The 18161-nt window shown below is 69.2% G+C and carries 26 protein-coding genes; 11 read left to right on the plus strand and 15 right to left on the minus strand.

All coding sequences use genetic code 11. From position 1 onward, the window contains the following. The 3 genes from VHC63_17165 to VHC63_17175 all read left to right on the plus strand — a co-directional run. The coding region (locus VHC63_17165) for a WYL domain-containing protein (GenBank protein ID HVV38342.1) at positions 1-864 on the plus strand (864 nt) is incomplete at its 5' end. Continuing rightward, entirely contained in the window at positions 837-1787 is a 951-nt protein-coding gene (locus tag VHC63_17170) for a WYL domain-containing protein (protein HVV38343.1), read from the plus strand. The genes VHC63_17165 and VHC63_17170, both read left to right, overlap by 28 nt. 84 nt (positions 1788-1871) lie before the next feature. Continuing rightward, positions 1872-2129: a DUF2283 domain-containing protein gene (locus tag VHC63_17175; protein HVV38344.1), complete on the plus strand. Its 258-nt coding sequence runs from the start codon at positions 1872-1874 to the stop codon at positions 2127-2129. A gap of 1 nt (position 2130) precedes the next feature. On the opposite strand, the gene VHC63_17180 is transcribed toward VHC63_17175, so the two are convergent. Together VHC63_17180 and VHC63_17185 are read right to left on the minus strand one after the other, a co-directional pair. After that, a complete protein-coding gene (locus VHC63_17180; protein HVV38345.1) occupies positions 2131-2532 on the minus strand; it encodes a hypothetical protein in 402 nt (133 codons plus the stop codon). Continuing rightward, on the minus strand, positions 2529-3026 hold the full coding sequence (locus VHC63_17185; protein HVV38346.1) for an NYN domain-containing protein: 498 nt from the start codon (positions 3024-3026) through the stop codon (positions 2529-2531). The genes VHC63_17180 and VHC63_17185 overlap by 4 nt, the downstream gene beginning before the upstream one ends. A gap of 73 nt (positions 3027-3099) precedes the next feature. Between VHC63_17185 and VHC63_17190 the strand changes: the two genes are divergently transcribed. The 3 genes from VHC63_17190 to VHC63_17200 are packed head-to-tail and all read left to right on the plus strand — an operon-like array spanning position 3100 to position 3905. Then, on the plus strand, positions 3100-3570 hold the full coding sequence (locus VHC63_17190) for a hypothetical protein (GenBank protein ID HVV38347.1): 471 nt from the start codon (positions 3100-3102) through the stop codon (positions 3568-3570). 3 nt (positions 3571-3573) lie between these two features. Further along, complete coding sequence (locus VHC63_17195) at positions 3574-3762, plus strand: hypothetical protein (GenBank protein HVV38348.1); 189 nt, start codon at positions 3574-3576, stop codon at positions 3760-3762. Beyond that, complete coding sequence (locus tag VHC63_17200; GenBank protein HVV38349.1) at positions 3759-3905, plus strand: hypothetical protein; 147 nt, start codon at positions 3759-3761, stop codon at positions 3903-3905. The genes VHC63_17195 and VHC63_17200 overlap by 4 nt, the downstream gene beginning before the upstream one ends. Here the strand turns inward: VHC63_17200 and VHC63_17205 are convergent, their stop codons facing one another. Together VHC63_17205 and VHC63_17210 are read right to left on the minus strand one after the other, a co-directional pair. Next, positions 3906-4529: a hypothetical protein gene (locus VHC63_17205; protein HVV38350.1), complete on the minus strand. Its 624-nt coding sequence runs from the start codon at positions 4527-4529 to the stop codon at positions 3906-3908. Positions 4530-4588: 59 nt separating this feature from the next. Then, the gene (locus tag VHC63_17210; protein HVV38351.1) at positions 4589-5374 is read right to left on the minus strand and encodes an HD domain-containing protein; all 786 of its coding nucleotides are present in this window, start codon (positions 5372-5374) and stop codon (positions 4589-4591) included. A gap of 96 nt (positions 5375-5470) precedes the next feature. On the opposite strand from VHC63_17210, the gene VHC63_17215 reads away from it, so the two are divergent. Next, positions 5471-5671, plus strand: coding sequence for a hypothetical protein (locus VHC63_17215; protein ID HVV38352.1), 201 nt, complete (start codon positions 5471-5473; stop codon positions 5669-5671). A gap of 13 nt (positions 5672-5684) precedes the next feature. Here VHC63_17215 and VHC63_17220 read toward each other — a convergent pair whose 3' ends face one another. Then, the gene (locus tag VHC63_17220) at positions 5685-6389 is read right to left on the minus strand and encodes an HNH endonuclease family protein (protein ID HVV38353.1); all 705 of its coding nucleotides are present in this window, start codon (positions 6387-6389) and stop codon (positions 5685-5687) included. A gap of 124 nt (positions 6390-6513) precedes the next feature. On the opposite strand from VHC63_17220, the gene VHC63_17225 reads away from it, so the two are divergent. Next, positions 6514-7305: an Ltp family lipoprotein gene (locus tag VHC63_17225; GenBank protein HVV38354.1), complete on the plus strand. Its 792-nt coding sequence runs from the start codon at positions 6514-6516 to the stop codon at positions 7303-7305. An 11-nt stretch (positions 7306-7316) separates the two neighbouring features. Here VHC63_17225 and VHC63_17230 read toward each other — a convergent pair whose 3' ends face one another. The 3 genes from VHC63_17230 to VHC63_17240 are packed head-to-tail and all read right to left on the minus strand — an operon-like array spanning position 7317 to position 8725. After that, positions 7317-7880, minus strand: a complete 564-nt coding sequence (locus tag VHC63_17230; protein HVV38355.1) for an MEDS domain-containing protein — start codon at positions 7878-7880, stop codon at positions 7317-7319. Between the two features lie 45 nt (positions 7881-7925). Next, positions 7926-8519, minus strand: a complete 594-nt coding sequence (locus VHC63_17235; GenBank protein ID HVV38356.1) for a hypothetical protein — start codon at positions 8517-8519, stop codon at positions 7926-7928. A gap of 38 nt (positions 8520-8557) precedes the next feature. Beyond that, complete coding sequence (locus VHC63_17240; GenBank protein HVV38357.1) at positions 8558-8725, minus strand: hypothetical protein; 168 nt, start codon at positions 8723-8725, stop codon at positions 8558-8560. An 87-nt stretch (positions 8726-8812) separates the two neighbouring features. Here VHC63_17240 and VHC63_17245 point away from each other — a divergent pair, with 87 nt between their 5' ends. Further along, the gene (locus tag VHC63_17245) at positions 8813-12085 is read left to right on the plus strand and encodes a DEAD/DEAH box helicase (protein HVV38358.1); all 3273 of its coding nucleotides are present in this window, start codon (positions 8813-8815) and stop codon (positions 12083-12085) included. 72 nt (positions 12086-12157) lie between these two features. Continuing rightward, complete coding sequence (locus VHC63_17250; protein HVV38359.1) at positions 12158-12532, plus strand: hypothetical protein; 375 nt, start codon at positions 12158-12160, stop codon at positions 12530-12532. 125 nt (positions 12533-12657) lie between these two features. On the opposite strand, the gene VHC63_17255 is transcribed toward VHC63_17250, so the two are convergent. Further along, positions 12658-12858, minus strand: coding sequence for a cold-shock protein (locus VHC63_17255; GenBank protein ID HVV38360.1), 201 nt, complete (start codon positions 12856-12858; stop codon positions 12658-12660). A gap of 71 nt (positions 12859-12929) precedes the next feature. Further along, complete coding sequence (locus VHC63_17260; GenBank protein ID HVV38361.1) at positions 12930-13199, minus strand: Rho termination factor N-terminal domain-containing protein; 270 nt, start codon at positions 13197-13199, stop codon at positions 12930-12932. A gap of 231 nt (positions 13200-13430) precedes the next feature. Between VHC63_17260 and VHC63_17265 the strand changes: the two genes are divergently transcribed. Continuing rightward, entirely contained in the window at positions 13431-14243 is an 813-nt protein-coding gene (locus VHC63_17265) for an acyl-CoA thioesterase domain-containing protein (GenBank protein HVV38362.1), read from the plus strand. Between the two features lie 6 nt (positions 14244-14249). Here the strand turns inward: VHC63_17265 and VHC63_17270 are convergent, their stop codons facing one another. The 5 genes from VHC63_17270 to VHC63_17290 are packed head-to-tail and all read right to left on the minus strand — an operon-like array spanning position 14250 to position 18092. Beyond that, a complete protein-coding gene (locus tag VHC63_17270) occupies positions 14250-14834 on the minus strand; it encodes a J domain-containing protein (GenBank protein HVV38363.1) in 585 nt (194 codons plus the stop codon). 2 nt (positions 14835-14836) lie between these two features. Continuing rightward, positions 14837-16009: a hypothetical protein gene (locus tag VHC63_17275; GenBank protein HVV38364.1), complete on the minus strand. Its 1173-nt coding sequence runs from the start codon at positions 16007-16009 to the stop codon at positions 14837-14839. Continuing rightward, positions 16006-17148 (minus strand): hypothetical protein, encoded by a 1143-nt coding sequence (locus tag VHC63_17280; protein ID HVV38365.1) that lies wholly within the window; start codon positions 17146-17148, stop codon positions 16006-16008. The genes VHC63_17275 and VHC63_17280 overlap by 4 nt, the downstream gene beginning before the upstream one ends. A gap of 9 nt (positions 17149-17157) precedes the next feature. Continuing rightward, positions 17158-17598 carry a DUF3237 domain-containing protein gene (locus VHC63_17285; protein ID HVV38366.1) on the minus strand — a complete coding sequence of 147 codons (441 nt, stop codon included), beginning with the start codon at positions 17596-17598 and terminating at the stop codon, positions 17158-17160. Positions 17599-17606: 8 nt separating this feature from the next. Next, positions 17607-18092 (minus strand): 2,4'-dihydroxyacetophenone dioxygenase family protein, encoded by a 486-nt coding sequence (locus VHC63_17290; GenBank protein HVV38367.1) that lies wholly within the window; start codon positions 18090-18092, stop codon positions 17607-17609. Positions 18093-18161: the final 69 nt, after the last annotated feature.

An 18161-nucleotide genomic window follows, 5' to 3' on the forward strand; every position in this document is an offset into this window, starting at 1 on the left:
GAGCAGGGGCCGCGTACGCGCGCTGAGATCGAGGCGCACGTGCCGGGGTATCCGCCCGATCCCGAATCGGCGCGGCGGCAGTTCGAACGCGACAAGCAGGCGTTGCTGGCCAACGACATCCCGCTGCGCATCGTCGAGCAGGGCGACGAGTGGACCTACGAGGTCCGCGAGTCCGACTACTACCTGCCCGAGCTGAACCTGACGAACGAAGAGCAGCTGGCGCTCGAGCTGGTGCTGTCGGCGGTCAACATCGGCGGGGCACCGGCGCACAACCTGCTGCGCAAGATGGGCGCCGGCGTCGACGGGTCGGTCTCGCCGGTCGGTGTGCTGCCCGACGAGGAACTGCTGCCGGTGCTGTTCGCGGCGCGGCGCGAGCGGGCGCCCGTCACGCTGACCTACAGCGGCCAGCAACGCCAGGTCGATCCGTGGACGGTGTTCTTCACCAACGGGTTCTGGTATCTCGCCGGCTACGACCACCTGCGTGCCGAGCAGCGCACGTTCCGCGTCGACCGCATCGACGACGGCAGCGTGGCGGTGGGCGACAAGGCAGCGTTCGAGGTGCCGGCGTCGTTTCGTGCCGCCACCGTGTTGCCGGCGCCGTGGCAGTTGCCGGGCGACGAGCCGGTCACTGCGGTGGTGCAGCTGTCGGCGTCGATCGCCCGCTACGTCGTGGACTCGATGGGCTCGACCGCCACCGCGTCGGCACCGGCCGAGGACGGCTCGGTGACGATCGAGTTCGAGGTGCGCAACCGCGGCGCGTTCAAGTCGTGGTTGTTCGGCTGGCTCGACGACGCCGAAGTGCTCGGACCCGAGTCGTTGCGCGACGACGTGGTGGCGTGGTTGACGGGGATGGTGTCGGCGTGAGTCGCGAGGACGTCGTCAGCCGCCTCGGTCGACTGCTGGCGGTGGTGCCCTGGATCGCGGCGCAGCCCGACGGCGCGTCGGCCGCCAAGATCGCGGCGCAGTTCGGCGTGACCGAGTCCCGCATCGAGAAGGACCTCCAGTTGATCGTGGAGGTCGAGCCCGTCGCCCAGGCCAACGTGCTGATGTGGGAAGAAGGCGGCCGCTGGTACGTGGACCGCTTCACGAAGTTGTCGCGGCCGCTGCGCATGACCCAGGCCGACGCGTTCGCCGTGGTCGCCGCCGCGCAGCTGATGTTGCAGGCGCCGGGTGTGGGAACGTCGGGCGCGTTCGCCTCGGCGATCGGCAAGGTGGCCCGCGCCGTCGGTGGCGACGTCAACGGCCTCGAAGTGCAGCTGCCGCGCCCGCCGGCGCTCGATGTGTTGGCCAAGGCCCTCGAGGCGCGGCGCTGTGTGCAGATGGAGTACTACTCGGCGGGTCGCGACGAGGTCACGTCGCGGGTGGTCGAGCCGCTGGCGCTGTTCACCGTGGACGGGTGGTGGCACCTCGTCGGGTGGTGTCACACCGCGCAGGCCGAGCGCGACTTTCGTGTCGACCGCGTGCGCCAGGTCGACGTGCTGGATGACACCTTCGAGTGGCGACCGCCGACGCTGCGCACCGACGTCGCCTTCGATCCCGACGTTGCGCACGCCACGCCGATCCGTATTGAGGTGCAGCCGGCGCAACGCTGGGCGGTCGAGCGCTACCCGGTGCGCGACGTCGTCGACAATGCCGACGGAACCACGCAGTTCACCGTCGACGCCGCCGGCGACGCGTGGCTGGAACGACTGCTGCTGCGTCTCGGCCCGACAGCGAAGGTGATCGAACCGGCGGCATCGGTGGTCGGAAGCGACGTCGCGGCGCGGCTGTTGGCGCTGTACGAGTAGCGCGCTACACCCCGGATCCACTCGTATCCTTGAGGTCGTGCTGAACGAGTTCGGCGAAGCCGTCAACGTGTTGGTGCCGCGGCAGTGAAGTACGTCTACGACTCTGACTCGGACGCGCTCTACGTCACACTGCGTAATGGAGCGATTGACCACACGGTCGAATTGACCGATGGCGTTGTGCTCGACGTCAGCGCCGACGATGAGGTGATCGGCGTCGACGTCATGGTTCCGTCGCAGGGCTGGGACGCCGACATCGTCGCCGATCGTGCCCGCTTGGACCATGGGGCGCGGGCTTCGCTGCGCACGCTCGCCGCGGCGAACTGGCCGTCGGTCGTCCGCTAGGTCAGCGTCGCGACCAGCGGTCGAGTATTTCCATCGACACGGCATTCAGGAGCCGCATCGAGCCGGGCGCCATCGCATAAATGTCGCGGTCGATGAGGCCTTCGACGTCGTCCTCGTCGAAGTAGGTGATGTGCTTGTACACGTGCACCTCGAGCGCGTCGAGATAGGCATCGAAGTCCGCTTCGTCAAGGCCCGTCGTCTGTTCGAGGATCAGCTCGGGTGAGGCGTGCAGCGTGCGCAGGTCGGTTGTCGGCAGATACCCGAAGGGGCGGTGCAGGTTGCTCGGATCCGCGGGCGCTGCGCGCCACCAGTCCGACGGCGCGATGAAGAGCAGTTCCAACCCGAGGGCTTCGGCGATTTCGGAGAAACGGTCCTCGACGAGCCGCAGTCGGCGGTGGTTCATGCGCTGAGCGCGAACGAGTCCGCCCGCTGCCAACCGTCGTCACGCAGGTCAAGGACAGACTGTGGTTCGGGCAGCGTGAGCACCGTGTCGGCCTGCGCTCGGGAGTAGCGGGAGATCGCCTGCTCGCGGCCCACGAGCGTCGTCTCGACGCCGGCGAGCCGCAGCGATGCCAGGAGCCCGGCGAAGATGTGGTCGCCGGAAGCCACGACCACCCGGTCGAACCGCTCGGCGAGCCAGTCGACGCGTTCGTGGAAGATGAGAGCGAGGTCCGCGCCGTCCTTGCCCCGAGCCACCTTGACCTCCGCTCCGGGGAAGGCGCTCTTGGCGGCGAACGCGAGGCTGCGGTTCACCGCCACGAAGACGAGGTCGTCGGGGCCGGGAACCACGAGGTCGTGGTACTGCTGGGCGATGAGCTCGACGGCGGCTTCGTCCCATGCCGTGTCGCCGAGCTGATTCTCCAGGTCGATCAGGTGATAACTGCGTCCGTTGCGCATGTTGTCGTTGTACCGAGGCGGTGTGACAACTACGGAGAAATAGCTGTCACACCCTCCGCGGATCATGGGGTGTATGACCACTCGCCGCCTGACCGTGCCCGAGCTCGCTGCCGACCTGCCGCGCGTCCTCGACTACGCCCGCGTCGACCAGGGCTTCGTGTTCGTGGAGAACGGGCGCCACTACATCCAGCTGGCGTTTCCTGATGGCTGGGTGCTCGCCGAGGCGGTCGGCAACGCCTACCTCGAAGACCCCTGGACCCTCCAGCAGCATCAGGAGGTGCTGCTCGACATCCTGGGATGGGCGCGGCCCGGCGCCGCCGATCGTGACGGGCGCCGGCACCGCAACTTCCATCGCGTGTGGCTGGGCGAGACGTCGAGCGCGGCGATCGCCGAGGACGTCGTGCGCACCTTCACCGCCGTCTACCTCGAGAACGAGGCCGCCGAAGTCGACCTCCGGGTTGTCTCGACGGAGTACTCGGGCGGCGGCTTCGGCGACCTGGACGACGATGCTGACGCGCTGCGCGTCGGTCAGCCGTCCGCGTGATCGGTGTTCGATCTCTTCGTCGGCTGCACGGCGCTGCTGTCGGGGATCGTGTGTCTCGCCGTCTTGATCGCGCTGATCATCGTCGCGCCGCTCGTGACGGTACCGACCCTGGCGGTGCTGACGGTCGTCGTCGCCCGCCGCGTGCGGCGAATACGGCACACTGAACGTGCGGTGAAAGGAAGTAGGGAATGAATCGCGGTGGGTTCAGCTGGAAGCGGTTTCTGGGCGTCACGGCGGCCAAGCGACGCGTGTCACGGGCGACGGGCATCCCGTGGACCAAGTCGGGCCGCGAACGCAAGCTCGGGGCGATGATCTTCAAGTTGTTCAAGCCGTAGCTACGGCGCGCTGATCTGATCCCGCAGGCTGTTGACCACCGTGGTCGCTTGCAGGGCGGCGTTGAGTTGCTGGGCGTCACAGGTCGGCGGGTTGGTCGCCGTCCCGGTGCAGGCGGCGAGGGCGGGCGCCACGGCGGCGGCGTGCTGGGCTTCGGCCACGAGTTCCTGATGCTCGGTTTGTAGACCCGCCGGCGGCGTGATGGCGCTCAGGCGCTGCGCCAGAGCCTGGTAGTCCGCCGGCGTGGCGTTGTCGCTCACGGTGGCGTTGTAGGTCGACTTGAGCTGGGCGCGGTAGGCGGCGGCGGGTGTCTGTGAGGCGACGGCGTTGCGCGTCGCCGGGGAGTCGTGGCGGCTGACGGCCTGCCCGACGGCGGCCACCAGCACGACGGCCACGCTCGCCGCGATGCCCACGAGGACGCGGCGGTGCGACGGCCACCGCGACGGCAGCGGCTGCTCGCGATGGACCGACTTGAGTGCCCGGCCGAACTCGCGCAGCTCGATCAGGCTGTCGGCGCGGGTGGCGTCGAAGCCGAGGACGGAGCAGGACTGGAGAACGTCGTCGACCGAGACGTCGAAGCGGCGCGCGATCTCGTCGGCTCGTAGGTATTCGGCCCGTATCGTCACGCCCCACCTCCCCGCTGAAGTTCGCTGACGTCAGCTAACGCCTTTCATGCGCCGCGTCGCTACCCACAAATGCGGGTTTCGAGCTCGTCGACGAGGCGTGCGAGTTCGTGGGCGAGGCGGCTGGTCGGCCGGCGCTCGAGGAAGGCGTCGCTCAGTTGGCGGTAGTACCACAGCTGCGCGTCGGCGCTGCGGGCGTCGGCATTGAAGCGAGTCCACAACGCGTCGCCCAGCTCGGTGTAGTCGGCGAGGATGGCGCGGGCGTTGTGCACTTTGTCGGCGTTGGAGACGCGCAAGGCGGCCTCGCTCGTGTGCGGGTCGCGCACGTGGGCGATGTAGCGCTCCTTGCGTTCGCGCCAGGGCGGCTTCGGGATCGTGTCGGTGTCGGAACACGCGTCGACGATCGCCGCCACCGAGTCGCCGAACTGTGCGGCAATGGTGTCGAGGTCGGTCTTGCCGTCCTCGACGGCGTCGTGGAGCAGCGCGGCGATGGCCTCGTCCTCGTCGCCGCCGTCCTCGAGCACCAGCGACGCCACCGCGAACAGGTGCGACACGTAGGGGATGGTGGTGCCCTTGCGCAGGTGGTCGATGTGGAGCTCGGAGGCCCAGGCGGCGGCTTCGCCGAAACGGTCGGTCAGCCCGGTCTCGCTCACCGCGTCGACGGTATCGCCGAAGAACGAGTCGCCGCAGGCGAGGCAGCGGTGCGTGCGCGGGCCCGGTTCGCCCTCGACGACCTCGATGGCACAGCCGCCGTACTCGACGTCGCGCCCCATGATCGGTTCGGTGACCAGTCCCCACACGATCTCGCGCACGACGGTCGATCCACAGGTGGGACAGGCGATGCTCATGGGTTAGTAGTACGCCGCGGGTGTGACGGTTCGCACGGACAGTTCCCCCGCATTTGCGGGAGGTTGCTGTCACATCTGATCCGTACCGTCGTCAGCATGGCTGCCTTCGATTACTTCTTGCTGACGTGGGAGCCGGTCGAGAGCATCGAGCGGTTCAACCACCGGTTGTCGACACTGGGCGCCGAGGGGTGGGAAGCCGTGAGCATGTCGCCGCGCCGCACCTCGGTCCCGATGGCCGGCATGGGTGCCGACGCCATCGCCGACATCGCGGTGCTCCTCAAGCGCGCCGTCGAATAACCGGATCCGACCGTTACCTCGGCAGCGGTTCGTTGGGGCAGCGGGCGAGGACGCGGCGCGACGCGTCGGCTTCGGCAGCGGTCATCCAGAGGTGCCACTTGGCTTTCACGGCCACCTGCCGGGCGACGTAGGCGCAGCGGTACGGCTTGTTCGGCGGCAGCCAGGTGGCGGCGTCGCCGTCGCCCTTCGACTCGTTGGCTGATCCGTTCACCGCCAACAGTTCGAGCGGGTCGTTGGCGAAGGCCTCGCGCTGTTCGGGCGTCAGTTGCTGGGCGCCCTTCTGCCACGCGTCGCCGAGGGCCACCACGTGGTCGATCTGGATGAAGTACGCCTTCGCCTTGTCGAACTGCATCGTCTGGCCGGTGTAGGGCTCCTCGAGCGTGCCGCTGATGACGACGCAGTCGTGCGTGTTCGGGCGGAAGGCGATGTCGCGCAGATCGCGCTGGAGGATGTCGTTGCGCGTGTCGCAGCCGTTGTGGTCGACGTCGGCCCACGCCGGACCGAACTCGCTGCGGGCGTATCCCGTCTTCGGGGCGCGACCCTTGATCGGGATGGTGTCGAGCGCGGCCAGCGCGGTGCCGACGACGACCGCCGTGGTCGTGGTCGTCTTGGTGACTGCGGTCGACGTCGTCGATGGCGCGCCCTTCGTTGAGGCGCCGCACGCGAGAAGCAGCGCACCTGCTGCGAGCGCGGCGACAACGACCCGAACTCGCGCCATCTCCGGTGTCTACTCGGCGTGACGCGCTGGCGGCGAGCGCGACAGCCCGCAAATGCGGGTTGGCCTCGTAACCCACCGTCCGTACCGTCCGCTGCGGGGCGATCCACGAGAGGTGGTTGATCACATGTCCGAGCAGACGAATCGAACAGGCAACGATCCCGGATGGGCGCCAGACCCGAGTGGTCGACACCAACTGCGGTTCTGGGACGGGGCGCGGTGGACGGATCACGTGAACGACGGCGGCGTTCCCGGCGTCGACCCGGTTGCTGCGCCGCCGGACGCGCGACCCGACGCCAAGCCGATCTGGAAACGGTGGTGGGCCGTCGCCGCGGCGGTGGTCGCAGTACTCGTCGGCCTCGGTGCGCTCATGCCGCAGAAGCAGCCGACGAAGGTATCGGCGGCCGACATCACGGCCACGACGATTGATCCGGCGGCGGTGGCTCCCACAACGGTCGCGCCTCCCACAACGGTCGCACCTCCCGCGACGACCGCGCCCGTCGTAACGGCTCCGCCCGCGACCGCACCGCCCGTTACGTCACCGCCTGCAACGTCGCCGCGCATCACAGCACCGCCACGCCCCGTCACGACGGCGGCACCCGTACCCGACGCCTACGCCGGCGAGACGGTGAGTCAGGCCAACGCCCGCCGTAAGGCGGCCTCCTATCTCGAGTTCACATCGTTCTCCCGCACGGGTCTCATCGGTCAGCTGAAGTTCGACGGCTTCTCGGACCCTGACGCGACGTACGGAGTCGACGCGCAACATGCCGATTGGTTCGAGCAAGCGGCGAAGAAGGCCGAGTCGTACATGGAGTTCACGTCGTTCTCGCGGCAGGGCCTCATCGACCAGCTCATGTTCGACGGGTTCTCCCAACCCGAAGCCGAACACGGCGCTGACGCCGTAGGCCTCAACGCCTAAGGGCGAGGCGGTTACGACGCGGCGACCGGCACGACGTGGGAGTGCAGCTCGTACACCTCCGCCAACTCGGCGGCGGTGTCCGGATCGTCGGCGACGGAGTCCGGGTAGCTGCACAGCAGTGCGAACGGGAGCTCGCGTCCGAGCAGGTTCCAGGCGCGTTCGAGGTCGATGGCGCCGGAACGGTTGCCCTCGGCCCACAGCAGGGCGACCATCTCGCCGTAGGCGCGCACGGGGCGTCCCTCGGCCACTGCTTCGCGCACGCAGTGGCCGACGGAGTCGATGAAGGCGCCACGGTGCACCGAGCCGTCACGCATGAAGCGCGACAGCATCTCGGCGGCGTCGAAGAGACGCACCCGCATGTGGCACAGCGCGTCGTGCACGTCGATGCCGGCGTCGGCCAGCGCGGCGGCGAATGCGGCGCGGTGCTCGGGGGTGGCGATGACGATGACGGTGTCGCCCTCGCGCACGGCCGCCGCGAGGTAGGGGACAGCGAGGTCGGTGAGGTGCTCAGCGCCGTCGTAGAACGAAACCACATGCTCGCCTTCGTCAAGGTGCCCCGATGTCACGAGATCCACGTCGGTTGACGGTACGACGATGGATCTCAACGTGGCCCCAATTGTTTACGGGGCGGGCCAGTCTCCGGCGTCCCAGCACTCCTGGAGCGAGCGGCCGTCGGGCAGCTTCCACACCGACCAGCCGCTCACGGGCTCGCCGCGGTTGACCCACATTGCGGCGGGTGTGGGGGAGTCGAACGCTTTGCCGTCTTCGAGCACCATCCCGGGTGGCTCGATGGTGGCGCCGACGCCTTGGTAGAAGACGATGAGGCCTTCGGGGACGCGGCTGAGCTGGCGCGCCGCGGCGTCGACGACGCGGGTCGTGACCCGTCGACCGCTGGGTGACGGGCGTTTCGGTGCGCTGGCCGGGCGCGGCGCGCGCGGGGCGGCGCTGCGGGCCGGGGTCGACTCGATCGCCGGCGGCGGCGCCGGTTGCGGGGCATCGGCCGCGGCGCGTTCGAGCGCGGACTGGAGTTGCGCGGCGTAGCGCTGGGCGAAGCTCGACGTGGCTTGGGCGACGACCTGCTCGCGCTCGGCCTGGGTCGCCAGTTGCTCGCGCAAGAGCACGGTCACCCGCGAGGTGAGGTTGCGCGGGAGGGCCGGTTCGCCGGCGGCCACGGCCTTGGCGACGATCTCCTCGATGCGGGCGAGCACGTCCATCGTGTGGTCAGTATGGCCGCCGCGGCCGGGGGACGGGTTCAGCGGTCGGGCGGCAGGACGATCGTGTCGTGGTGATGGAACACGCGCGCCTCGACGTACTGGCGCGCCACGGGGACCAACAGCGTGCCGACGACGGCGGCGACGATGATGCGCCGCCACCAGCGGCGAAACGGCCGCAGCGCGAGGTTGAACAGCACGTACACCATGGCCGGCACGGTAGAGACACGGTGTGGCGCGTTCGCGGACACCCGGCGCAGCCTGTAACACCCCCTCGGTACGCTGGCCGGTTCGGGATGAGTGCGTTCGCGGATCTGGCGCAGGTGGAGTCGTACCTGGGACCGTCGGTGTACGCCCGCGGGCGCGCCTACGCCGACAACGGCCAGGTCATGCGCATCCGCCGCGAGTCCGAACGCCAGCTCGAGCGGCTGCGCGGGTCGGTGGTGGGCAACGGCGGTCTTTACGACACCACGGCGGTCACCCTCATTGTGCGTGACGGGCGGCGCATGTTCACCGGCGGCACGTGCTCGTGCCCGATGGTCGAGGACTGCAAGCACGTCGCCGCGCTGGTGATTGCCGCGGCGCGCGACGACGCGCCGGCTGACGACGGCCGGCCGCGGCGCACGGCCACGTGGGAGGAGCCGCTCGTCGCGCTGGTCGGCAGCCGTCCCGAAACCGGCACGCTGGTGCCTCTCGCCATCGAGCTGGAGCTGCAGCCGGCGCACGACACCACCGGTGGGTGGCGGCTGATGGGTCGGCTGCTGCGGCCGGCGGGCGGCAATCGCACCGGGTGGGTCAACGGGTCGCTGGCGTGGAACCAGCTCGACGACTGGATGGTGCAGCGCGAGCGGCTCCGCGTCGACCACGCGGCCGTCGCCAGCGAGCTGTTCACCCTGCACTCGGCCCGCGCCCGCTCGGCGAGCTACGGCTACTCGCGCTACAGCAGCTACGGCGCCGAGAAGACGATCGACCTCACCCACTGCGGGCCCGAGCTGTGGTCGGTGCTCGACGACGCCGCCGCGGTCGGCCTCGTACTGCTGCACGCCAAGGGGCGCCACGGCGAGATCCCGCGTCCGCTCGACGGCCGCGTCGTGCTCGACGTCACCGCGGCCGCCGGTGGTGGGCTGCGGGTGACGCCGCGCCTCGAGGTCGCCACCGGCCACGACCTGCGCCCCGCCGCCTTCCTCGGCCGCAACGGCCACGGCCTGGTGTGCGCCGAACAGGTGGAGGACAACCAGCACCCGCGCCTGTGGCTGGTGCGTCTCGCCGCGCCCGCCGGCATCGAGCTGCAACGCATGCTGCTGCGCCACCAGGTGGTCGACGTGCCCGCCGGCGAGATCGGCCGCTTCCGCGACGAGTTGTGCATCGGGCTGCAGCGGGTGGCGACGGTGATCTCGTCCGACGGTTCCTTCACGCCGCCGGCGGTCTCGGCGCCCGCATTGCAGCTGCACGTGATCTTCGGCGACGACCACTCCGTCGAGATCGGCTGGAAGTTCGCCTACGCCATCGGCGACACGACCCGCCAGGTGTGGCTGGGCGACGCGGCGGAGTTCCGCGACGCGGCGGCGGAGCGGGCGCTGCTCGACGCCGTCGAAGCCGGCGGGCTCGGGCTCGAGTCGCTCGGCGTCATCGACGACTACGGCCGGCCCCGCGACGCCGGCGCGGTGTTGAGCGGGCTCAACAGCATGCGCTTCGTCACCAACGTGTTGCCCCGGCTCGATCACCTCGGCGGCGCAACGCTGGTGGTCGAGGGCGAGCCCGCCGACTACCGCGACGTGGGCGACACGCTCGAGATCGGCGTTGCGACCACGGCCGAGTCCGGCGAGCGCGACTGGTTCAACCTCGGCGTGCGCATCCTCGTCGAGGGCCACGAGCTGCCGATCCTCGACGTGTTCCTCGCCCTCGCCAAGGGCCAGTCCGAGATGCTGCTCGACGACGGTGCCCACTTCTCGTTGCGCGAGCCGCGGCTGGTGGCGCTCAAGGAGCTGATCGACGAGGCGCGCCTGCTCGACGACGCCCCCGGCTCGGCGCTGCGCATCAGCCGCTACCAGGTCGGGTTGTGGGAGGAGCTGGTGGCGCTCGGCGTGGTGACCGAGCAGGCCGCCGCGTGGCAGCAGCAGGTCGAGCGGCTGCGCAGCCTCGACGCGCTGGAACAGCACCCGGTGCCGGCGTCGCTGCGCGCCGAGCTGCGGCCCTACCAGCGCGACGGGTTCGCCTGGCTGGCGTCGCTGTGGGAGCTCGGATTGGGCGGCGTGCTCGCCGACGACATGGGCCTGGGCAAGACGCTGCAGACCCTGGCGCTGTTCTGCCACGCCCGCGAGCGCGACCCGTCGCTCGGACCGTTCCTGGTGGTCGCGCCCACGAGCGTGGTGCCGGGATGGGTGAGCGAGGCGGCGCACTTCGCCCCGCACCTGATCGTCGAGTCGGTGACCGACACGCTCAAGAAGTCGGGGCGAGTGATGGAGGAGATCGCCAAGGCCGACGTGGTCGTGACCACCTACACGCTGCTACGGCTCGACGCAGCGGCGTACGCGGCGGTGGCGTGGGCCGGCGTCGTGCTCGACGAGGCCCAGTACGTCAAGAACCACGCGGCCCAGACGTACCGCCGTGTGCGCGAGCTCGGCGCCCCGTGGGTGCTGGCGCTGACCGGCACGCCGATGGAGAACAACCTGATGGAGCTGTGGTCGCTGCTGTCGATCGCCGCGCCCGGGTTGTTCCCCGACCCGAAGGGTTTCGGCGAGCACTACGCCAAGCCGATCGAGAAGATGGGCGACCGCGACCGGCTCGAGCGGCTGCGGCGGCGCATCAAGCCGCTGGTGCTGCGCCGCACCAAGGAGTTGGTGGCGCGGGACCTGCCGCCGAAGCAGGAGCAGATCCTCGAAGTCGAGCTGCACGCCCGCCACCGCAAGATCTACGACACGCAGCTCGCCCGCGAGCGCCAGCGCGTCCTCGGCCTGTTGGGCGACTTCGACAAGAACCGCTTCACCATCCTCAAGTCGATCACCGTGCTGCGCCAGCTGTCGCTGCACCCGGGCCTCGTCGACGAGGCCAATCTGTCGGTGCCCTGCGCCAAGCTCGACGCCCTGGCCGAGCAGCTCGACGACGTCGTCGGCGGCGGCCACCGCGCCCTGGTATTCAGCCAGTTCACGTCGTTCCTGTCGCTGGTGCGCGCCCGCCTCGACGCCGACGGCATCAAGTACGCCTATCTCGACGGGCGCACCCGCAACCGGGCGAAGGTCGTCGACGGTTTCCGCTCCGGCGACGACCCACTGTTCCTGATCTCGCTCAAGGCGGGCGGCTTCGGCCTCAACCTCACCGAGGCCGACTACTGCTTCCTGCTCGACCCGTGGTGGAACCCGGCGACGGAGAACCAGGCGATCGACCGCACCCACCGCATCGGCCAGACCCGTCCCGTCAACGTGTACCGCCTCATCGCCGGCAACACCATCGAGGAGAAGGTGGTGGCGCTGGCGCAGCGCAAGGCCGAGTTGTTCGCTGGCGTGATGGACGACGGCGACCTGTTCGCCTCCTCGCTCACCGCCGACGACATTCGCGGCCTGTTCGACTGAACCGCGCCGCACCCGCAAATGCGGGTAGGCGGAGGTCGCCGCAGTGCATACCGTCGCGGTGGGAGGCTCGCCATGACCGTGGCGCGGGAATTCGAGACGCCGACATATCTCGTCCACGCCGTTCGCTGCGACGGCTGGTGGGCGGTGGATTGCCCCGGTGTCGACGGTGCCGCCACCCACATCCGCACGCTGTCCCAGATCGACACCGTCGCCCGCGACGCGCTGGCGCGTGCGCTCGGCGTACCCGCCGACTCCTTCGACGTCGTCCTCGGCAACGTCAACTTCGCCGACGCCGCCGTCACCGACCTGATCGCCAAGGCACACATGGAGCGGGCGCTCGCTGAAGCAGCCGCGGCGCGCGCTGAGGAGGCACTGAGGGCGGCGATCGCCGCCCTGTCCGACCTCGGCCTGACCGTCCGCGACACCGGCCGGGTGCTCCACTCCTGACTTTGTGTATTTGGGCGCGGGACGCCCCGCGCCCAGATACACAAAGTCAGGGAAGAACGGGGGCCTGGACGCGAAACGAGCCGCCGACGCTTGCGCGCCGGCGGCTCGTTGCTAGAAAGGTCGGGTTACACGACCCGAACGTTTTGTGCTTCATCACCCTTTCGGCCGGGGGCGACGTCGAATTCGACCTGCTGGCCTTCGTTCAACGTGCGATAGCCATTGCCCTGAATGTTCGAAAAATGGACGAACAAATCTTCGCCGTCCTCGCGGGTGATGAAGCCGAAGCCCTTCTCCGCGTTGAAGAACTTCACAGTTCCAGTTGCCACTTGCATTTCTCTTCTCAATTAAACGAAGTCACCCGTGCGGCGGCTCCGCCCAGAAGGGTACAAGAGCCGCGCTAATGGTTGCGCAAGGCGTCGATGAGCTCGCCTTTTGACATGTGGCTGCGGCCCTCGATCCCGACCTTCTTGGCCTGGCTGTAGAGCTGTTCCTTGCTGCGGTCCTCGTAGTCGCCGCCGCGCCCGCCGCGGGCCGCGACCTTCGACTTGCCCTGGTTGTGCGCGGCGTTGGAGATGCGGGCCGCCTTCTCCTTGCTCATCCCGTCGTCGCGCATCGCCTCGTACTGCTTCGGGTTCTTGATCTCGGGTCCGTGCTTGCTGCCTGGCATCTGGTCCTCCTTCGCCCGCCTGGCTTCTCGTAGGGACGTACCCGCTGCCGCCGCGGGGTTACTCGCCCTCACGCCGGGCAGTTCTCTTGCAAGCGGACTGGTGGTGGCGGCGCTCGCCATCGTGCTGTTCCTCGTCGCCGCCGCGGCCGCCATCTGGCTCTTCGTCACCGTGCAGGTCCACGACGAACCCCAACACCGCCGCCGGGGGACGCGCCTGCGATAGTTCCGGCCGTGAGTGCCGAAGACGAATCGCCGACCCAGGCCCGGTCGCTGCTGGAATTGCTCGACCTGAAAGACGAGGGCGGCGACAGCTTCGTGGCGCCGCTGGGCCTGTCGATGGGGCCGCGGCTGTTCGGCGGGCAGGTGGCGGCCCAGGCGCTCGCCGCCGCGGTCCGCACTGTGCGGCCCGAGCACCGGCCCCAGTCGCTGCACGCCTACTTCATCCTCGCCGGCAAGCCCGACGTGCCGCTGCGCCTCGACGTGGAGCGCACCCGCGACGGCCGGTCGTTCACGACGCGGCGGGTGGTGGCGAGCCAGGACGGCGCGGCGATCTTCGAGATGAGCGCGTCGTTCCACGGCGAAGAGGAAGGCGCCGACTGGTCGACGCCGGTGCCGCTCGAAGCCCCCGACCCCGAACTGCTGCCCAAGTTCGTCGGCTACGAGAGCCGGCCGAGCGGGACGTTCTTCGAGATGCGTCCGGTGCACAAGACCGACCGGCCTTTCGCCGTGCCGCCGTACTGGGCGCGCTTCAACGAGGCGGTGCCCGACGGCGCCACCGCGGCGTGCGTGCTCACCTACATGTCCGACATGGGCATCCTCGCCATGGCGCGCGCCCCCGGCCAACCGATCGTCACGATGGCGAGCAGCCTCGATCACGCCATCTGGTTCCACCGCCCCTACGACCCGACCGAGTGGCACCTCTTCACCGGATCGCCGCGTTCCAACTTCGGTGCCCGCGGTCTGGCGGTCGGCGGGCTGTTCAGCCGCGACGGCGTGCTGGTGGCCTCCGTCGTGCAGGAAGGGTTGTTCCGCAACCCGCGCTGAGCCGCGTTATTGGTGGGTGTCGACGCACAGGTCCTGGCGCGGGCCGGCGACGGTGCCGTCGGTCCACGGCGGGCACGCGGTGCCGTGATCGACGACGCGCATGATGCGGGCGTCGTGGGCCCGGGTGCAGTCGACGAAGTCGCTCAGCCCGCCGCGGCTGTCGAAGACGACGCAGGTGCCTTCGAGGTTGGTGAAGTCCTGCACCGACGCGCTGGGCGACGACGGGTGCCCGTTGTTGCTATCACCGCTCACCAGCGCCAGCACCGACGTGAGCAGCAAGGCGGCGAGCACCACGACGAACCAGCGCACGCGACCCCGCCGCGCCGGCGCAACCGGCGGTGCGGCGTACCGCGGCGGCGCCGCGGTGAACGGAGGCGGTGCGGCGGCGGCCGCGGGCCCCGCGCTCCGGTGGCGCAGTTCGTCGTAGGCGACGTTGAGTTGCTGCATCGCCCGCGTCGCCATCGCCCGGTCGCGCTCGGACGCGTCGGCGTAGCGATCAGGGTGGAGTTCCTTGGATCGACGCAGGTACGCCTCGCGGATCTCCTCGTCGCTGGCCGACGGAGCAACGCCGAGAACTGCGTAGGCGTCCACGCCTAAATATCGAGCGCGGCGAGCGCCTCCCAGAACGCCTCGAGGTCGGCGACGAGGTCGCCGGCGCGGGCGTCGAGCGCCTCGACCTGGGCGCTGTCGATGTCGCCGTTGTCGAGGCGCTTCAGCATCTGCTTGAACGCCGTGCGTGACCCCGAGACCTTCTGGCCGATGGCGACGAGGCGGCGCAGGTCGTCGGTCGGGATGATGGTGATGAACGACCCGCGCCGCGGGTCTTCCTTGCTCAGCAGCTTGAGCACCGGGTCGAAGTCCAAGTAGCGCGTGGTGATGTACTCGGCCCACTCCGGATGCGCCGGAGCCAGCGCCTTGACGAAGTCCTCGAGCGACGCGCGCACCAGTGACGCCGCCGGGTCGCGCAGGTCGGCGCGCACGAAGTTGGTGGCGAGCGCGACCTCTTCGTTGGCGGCACACGCCATCGACACCACGCGTCCGGCGTCGTACTTGTCGACCTCGACGATGGTCTGCGCCACCAGTGACGCCACCCACAGCCGCCGCAGGTGCGGGCGGTTGAGCCGGCGCGACGCGCCCTCGCGCCAGTGCGGCGAGACGTCGGTGGCGTCGATGACGCGCTGGTTGACGGTCATCTTCGACGCGCTCAGGTTCTCGGCGTAGGTGCACTCGATGGCGAGGAAGCGCCGCCGGTTCGCCTCCGTGCGGTATTCGACGAAGCCGTCGAAGCCGGGGCCGCCGCCGATGTAGTTGCGCTTCGGCTCGGGCGTCCACAGCAGGCGCAGGTCGGTGACCTCGGTCGCTTCGTCGTCGAGGGTCTGCACCCACGGCAACAGTTCGTTGGGCGTCGCCCAGAACTCGCCGAGCAGGTTGAAGATCAGCACGTGGGTTTCGAGCAGGTGACGGAACAGCACGTCGGTCGGCGCCACGCCGTACTCGGCGCCGTTGAGCACGCGCTCTTCGAGGGCGGTGATCACCTTGGGGCCGAAGAAGTTGTGCTCGGCGTCGGTGTCGACCGGGAACTTGTCGCCCACCAGCGTGTCGGAGATGTCGGTGCGCTCGCCGGGTTGAAAGCCGCGTTGCTCGCGCCACCACGACTGCAACCAGCGGCAGCCGGCGGTCCACTCGGAGTCCTTCTTGTCGCGAAACTTCGGCGAGTTCCACGGCAGCTCCGGGCGGAAGCCGGCCAGGCTGTCGCCGACGCTCATTGGAGCCCGTCGATCGCGTCGCGAAAGGCCTGAAGGTCGACGGCAAGTTCGTTGGCGCGATCGTCGAGGGCGCTGATGACGCGCTGGTCGACCTTGCCTGCGGTGATGCGCTTCAACAACTTCTCGATGGCGCCGCCGTCGCCCGTCACCCGCGGTCCGATCTTGGCCAGGGCGTTGAGCCCGGACACGTCGACGCGGATTGTCTTGTGCTGCGTTGGCCGGCGCGGGTCGTTGTTGGCCAGCAGGTGCTGCACGGGTGCGAAGTCGAGATAGCGGCGGCGGAACCACTCGGCCCACTTGGGCCGCGCCGGGGCCAGCGCGTCGACGGCCGCGTCCATCGGCGACCACACGAGCAGCGACTCGTCGTAGAGCTCGCCGCGCACCAGGTCGGCGGCGACGTGGGCGTCGGGGTCGGTGGCCACCGCCATCACGACGAGGCGGCCGGTGTCGTAGATGTCCTTCTCGACGAGCGACTGGCACAGCATGGCGTTGAGCCAGAACTGGCGCAGGTTCGGCCGGTCGAGCCGGCGGCTGGCGCCGTCGCGCCACAGCGGGCTCGCCTCGGTGTAGTCGACGTAGGTGGGGCGCACGCTGATCTTGGTGTCGGCGAGGTTCTCGGCGTACACCGCGTCGACGGCGAGGAAGCGGAACGAGCTGCCGGCGTAGTAGTCGACGAAAGCGCTGAATGGGGCGCCGCCGCCGACGGCCAGCTTCTTCTTGGGCGCCCACAGGAAGCGGATCTCGGTGACGGCGGTGGCGTCGGGATCGATGGTGTGGATCCACGGCAACAACTCGTCGGGCTTGAGGAAGAACTCGCCGAGCAGGTTCGTGATCGCCGTCTGCGAAGAGAGCAGATCGCGGAACAACTTGTCGAGCGTGTTCATCGGGATGTCGGTGCCGTTGAGGATGCGCTCGTCCATGGCGCGCACGACGTTGGCCCCGTAGAAGTTGCGCTCCGGCTTGGTGCCGAGCGGCAGCATCGACGCCACCGGCCGTTCGATCGCCTGGCTCAGTTCACCGGCGAGATGGCCTTCCTGCTGGCGCCACCAGGACTGGAGCCAGCGGCAACCGGCCGTCCACTCGTTGTCGGTTTTCTCGGCGAACTTCGGTGAATCCCAAGGTTGGGTTTCGAGATCCATCTTGTTGGCTTACACCAACTCGTAGACCTCGTAGCGGAGGTCACCGGTGGCCGGCGACGACGTGCCGACGCCGATTGCCTGCACGTTGTTCATCCACGCGTACGGGCCGTCGGGCGCCTCGAAGGTGGGGGCGGTCTTGAGCGCGAGGTTGCCCTCGCCGTCGGGCAGGCCGACGCCGTTGTAGGTCATGTAGATCCGGTGCTCGTCGTCGGTGACGATGACGAGCCGCACGTCGAGGCGCAGCGATCCGTCGGGCCGGAACACGGCGAAGTCGCCGCCGGAGCCCGGCGCCACCGTCCCGTTGATGCGCGCGCCCCTGATCGTGCCCTCGCCCACGGCGACGACGACCCGCATGCCGTTGGGCGCGGCGATCACCTGCGGCGGCGGCGAGTTCACCTTCGCCTCGAACGTGAACAGGTGCAGCACGGGTAGCTGGGTGACGTCACTCACGGTCGCGGCTACTGGTGCGAGTCGAGGACGACGACGGGCGGATCGGTGACGCCGTGCTGCGCGGCGCAGAACGCCTTGTAGATGCCGTAGATGGCGTGGGCGTCGATGACCATGTCGACGCTGCCCTCGGCACCGAGGTTGAGGTTGGCGCCGTAGATGGTGAACCACACGTCGGTCGGCTCGGTGTTGGTGTCGGGGACGTGCAGCGTGTGCACCGACCCGGCGGGCTCGTAGAGATAGGAGCCGGCGACGTTCACGAAGTCGGGTGTCTCGAGGTAGTACCAGCTGCCGCTCTGGGTGAACGCATAGACGTGACCGGTGTGCTTGTGCGTCTGGATGGTGGCCCCGGGAGCGAACTTGGTGCGCACGATCCAGATGCCGGTGGCGAGGTCGACCTGGAGCAGTTGCAGCTGCGAGCCGTCGCCGAGATCGACGAAGGGCAAGTCGCCCTCGTTGCGCAGGATGGTTTGCGGAGCTGATTCGACGAGCGACATATGCGCAATTTATGCGGTGCCGCAGGAGAACCCACCGGTCGGGCCTAACTCTGAATACGTGTCCAACAA

It is taken from the genome of Acidimicrobiales bacterium (genome assembly GCA_035546775.1).
Lineage (GTDB): Bacteria > Actinomycetota > Acidimicrobiia > Acidimicrobiales > JACCXE01 > JACCXE01.

Coding starts and splice junctions, on each gene's coding strand:
- VHC63_17180 (HVV38345.1), bottom strand. CDS start 2,532: ATGAACCACCGCCGACTGCGGCTCGTCGAGGACCGTTTCTCCGAAATC.
- VHC63_17185 (HVV38346.1), bottom strand. CDS start 3,026: ATGCGCAACGGACGCAGTTATCACCTGATCGACCTGGAGAATCAGCTC.
- VHC63_17190 (HVV38347.1), top strand. CDS start 3,100: ATGACCACTCGCCGCCTGACCGTGCCCGAGCTCGCTGCCGACCTGCCG.
- VHC63_17200 (HVV38349.1), top strand. CDS start 3,759: ATGAATCGCGGTGGGTTCAGCTGGAAGCGGTTTCTGGGCGTCACGGCG.
- VHC63_17210 (HVV38351.1), bottom strand. CDS start 5,374: ATGAGCATCGCCTGTCCCACCTGTGGATCGACCGTCGTGCGCGAGATC.
- VHC63_17215 (HVV38352.1), top strand. CDS start 5,471: ATGGCTGCCTTCGATTACTTCTTGCTGACGTGGGAGCCGGTCGAGAGC.
- VHC63_17220 (HVV38353.1), bottom strand. CDS start 6,389: ATGGCGCGAGTTCGGGTCGTTGTCGCCGCGCTCGCAGCAGGTGCGCTG.
- VHC63_17225 (HVV38354.1), top strand. CDS start 6,514: ATGTCCGAGCAGACGAATCGAACAGGCAACGATCCCGGATGGGCGCCA.
- VHC63_17235 (HVV38356.1), bottom strand. CDS start 8,519: ATGGACGTGCTCGCCCGCATCGAGGAGATCGTCGCCAAGGCCGTGGCC.
- VHC63_17240 (HVV38357.1), bottom strand. CDS start 8,725: ATGGTGTACGTGCTGTTCAACCTCGCGCTGCGGCCGTTTCGCCGCTGG.
- VHC63_17245 (HVV38358.1), top strand. CDS start 8,813: ATGAGTGCGTTCGCGGATCTGGCGCAGGTGGAGTCGTACCTGGGACCG.
- VHC63_17250 (HVV38359.1), top strand. CDS start 12,158: ATGACCGTGGCGCGGGAATTCGAGACGCCGACATATCTCGTCCACGCC.
- VHC63_17260 (HVV38361.1), bottom strand. CDS start 13,199: ATGCCAGGCAGCAAGCACGGACCCGAGATCAAGAACCCGAAGCAGTAC.
- VHC63_17275 (HVV38364.1), bottom strand. CDS start 16,009: ATGAGCGTCGGCGACAGCCTGGCCGGCTTCCGCCCGGAGCTGCCGTGG.
- VHC63_17280 (HVV38365.1), bottom strand. CDS start 17,148: ATGGATCTCGAAACCCAACCTTGGGATTCACCGAAGTTCGCCGAGAAA.
- VHC63_17290 (HVV38367.1), bottom strand. CDS start 18,092: ATGTCGCTCGTCGAATCAGCTCCGCAAACCATCCTGCGCAACGAGGGC.